The 2,212-nt window shown below is 71.9% G+C and carries 3 protein-coding genes; 2 read left to right on the top strand and 1 reads right to left on the bottom strand.

What is annotated here, in order from left to right; all coding sequences use genetic code 11:
• Nucleotides 1–1,208 (top strand): ABC transporter permease (locus CON77_RS13935; protein ID WP_369407351.1); only part of this gene is annotated, 1,208 nt, incomplete at its 5' end.
• A 21-nt stretch (nt 1,209–1,229) separates the two neighbouring features.
• A complete protein-coding gene (locus CON77_RS13940; protein ID WP_101050103.1) occupies nt 1,230–1,652 on the top strand; it encodes a group II truncated hemoglobin in 423 nt (140 codons plus the stop codon).
• Here CON77_RS13940 and CON77_RS13945 read toward each other — a convergent pair.
• Nucleotides 1,653–2,212: Smr/MutS family protein (locus CON77_RS13945; protein ID WP_101050105.1), on the bottom strand; the 560-nt coding region annotated here is incomplete at its 5' end.

A 2,212-nucleotide genomic window follows, 5' to 3' on the forward strand; every position in this document is an offset into this window, starting at 1 on the left:
TGGCGGTGTTCGCCAGCGTCAGCTACGCCGCGGTGCGGCTGCTGCGGGCGCTGGTGAACGAGGCCACCGCGCCGCGCTGGCTGCGCCTGGCCACCCGGCAGCTCTGTGCCCGTCCGGCCTACGCGGTGCTGCAGGTCAGCGCCCTGTCGGTGGGGCTGCTGGCCCTGGTGCTGCTGGTGCTGCTGCGCACCGACCTCATCAGCAGCTGGCAGCGCGCCACGCCGCCGGATGCGCCCAACCGCTTCGTCATCAACGTGCAGCCCGAGCAGGCCGAACCGTTCCAGGCGCACCTGCGTGCCCAGGGCATCGGCCGCTACGACTGGTACCCCATGGTTCGCGGCCGGCTGGTGGCCATCAACGGCCGTGCGGTGGCGCCCGAGGACTTCGAGGGCGACCGCGCCCGGCGCCTGGTGGACCGCGAATTCAACCTCTCGCACAGTGCCGAGCGGCCGCCGCACAACCCCGTGGTGGCCGGCCGCTGGACGCCGGACGAGGCCGGCGCCATCAGCGTGGAAGAAGGCCTGGCCCAGACCCTGGGACTGAAGCTGGGCGACCGGCTGACCTTCGACATCGCCGGTGTGCCGACCGAGGCCGCCATCACCAGCCTGCGCAAGGTGGACTGGGGGTCGATGCACGTCAACTTTTTCGCCATGTTCCCGGTGGCGCGCCTGCAGGGGGTGCCGCTCACCTACATCAGCGCCTACCGCGCCCCGGCCACGCCGGGCTTCGACAACGCCCTGGTGCGCGCCTTCCCCAACGTCACCAACGTGGACATGAGCAGCACCATCGCCCAGGTGCAGCAGGTGCTGGGCCAGGTGATCCGGGCGGTGGAGTACCTGTTCGGCTTCACCCTGGCCGCGGGCCTGGTGGTGCTGTTCGCCGCCGTCACCGCCACCCGCAGCGAGCGCGAGCGCGAGTTCGCCATCCTGCGGGCGGTGGGGGCGCAGTCCGGCCTGCTCAGGCAGGTGCAGCGCGCCGAACTGGTGGGCGTGGGCCTGCTGGCCGGGGTGCTGGCCTCGGTGGTGGCCGTGGTGGTGGGCTGGGCCCTGGCGCGCTACGCCTTCGAATTCGACTGGACCGCCCAGCCCTGGGTGCCCCTGGCCGGCGGCGCCAGCGGCGCCGTGCTGGCCCTGGCCGCGGGCTGGTGGGGCCTGCGCGGCGTGCTGCGCACCCCCGTCATGGCCACCCTGCGCCAGGCCAGCGACTGAAGCCCCGGCACAATACGCCCCATGCAGATACAGGAACCCCCGCCGCGCGGCACCGATGGCCAGCCGCTCACCCCCTTCGAATGGATCGGTGGCGAAGCCGCCGTGCAACGCCTGGTGGACCGCTTTTACGACCTGATGGACCTAGAGCCCGGCTACCGCGAGCTGCGCGCCAGCCATGGCAGCACGCTGGACAGCGCACGCCAAAAACTGTTCTGGTTCCTGTGTGGCTGGCTGGGCGGACCGCAGCACTACCAGGACCGTTTTGGTCACCCGCGCCTGCGCATGCGGCACATGCCCTTCCAGATCGGCATCCTGGAGCGCGACCAGTGGCTGTCCTGCATGCAGCAGGCCATGCAGGACACGGGCGTGCCCGCCGACCTGCGCGAGCGCCTGGCGCAAAGCTTTTTCCAGACCGCCGACTGGATGCGCAACACCCCGGCCTGATCAGGCCCGCGGCGATGGCCGCAACAGCACCACCAGTGCCCCGGCGCCGCCTTCGGCGGGGCGCGCCTGCACGAAGGCCATCACCTCGTTCTTCTGCACCAGCCAGCTGTGCACCTTGCCTTTGAGCACCGGCGTCTTGCCCGGCGAGCCCAGGCCCTTGCCGTGCACCACGCGCACGCAGCGCAGGCCGTGCTTGTGCGCTTCGCGGATGAAGTGGGCCAGGGTGCTGCGGGCTTCGTCGGTGCGCAGGCCGTGCAGATCGACCTGGGCCTGGAGGCTCCAGTCGCCCTGGCGCAGTTTGCGCACCACCTCGGGGCCCACGCCGGGGCGGCGAAAGCTCAGGTGCTCGTCGGTGTGCAACAGGGTTTCGGCGTCGAACTCGTCGCTCAGGGCCTCCTGCATCACCGCCTGTTCGTCGCGCTGGCGCTGCTGCGGCAGGGGCCGCAGCGGGTCGGGCCGGGGCAGGTGGCGGCCGTGGTGGGGCAGGTGTTGCACCGCCCCCACCGCGCGTTCGAACAGCAGCCGGTCGCGGTGGGCGCGTTCGTGGGCGGCTTGGCGCT

Source organism: Macromonas nakdongensis, assembly GCF_002837145.1.
Classification (GTDB): Bacteria; Pseudomonadota; Gammaproteobacteria; order Burkholderiales; family Burkholderiaceae_C; genus Macromonas_B; species Macromonas_B nakdongensis.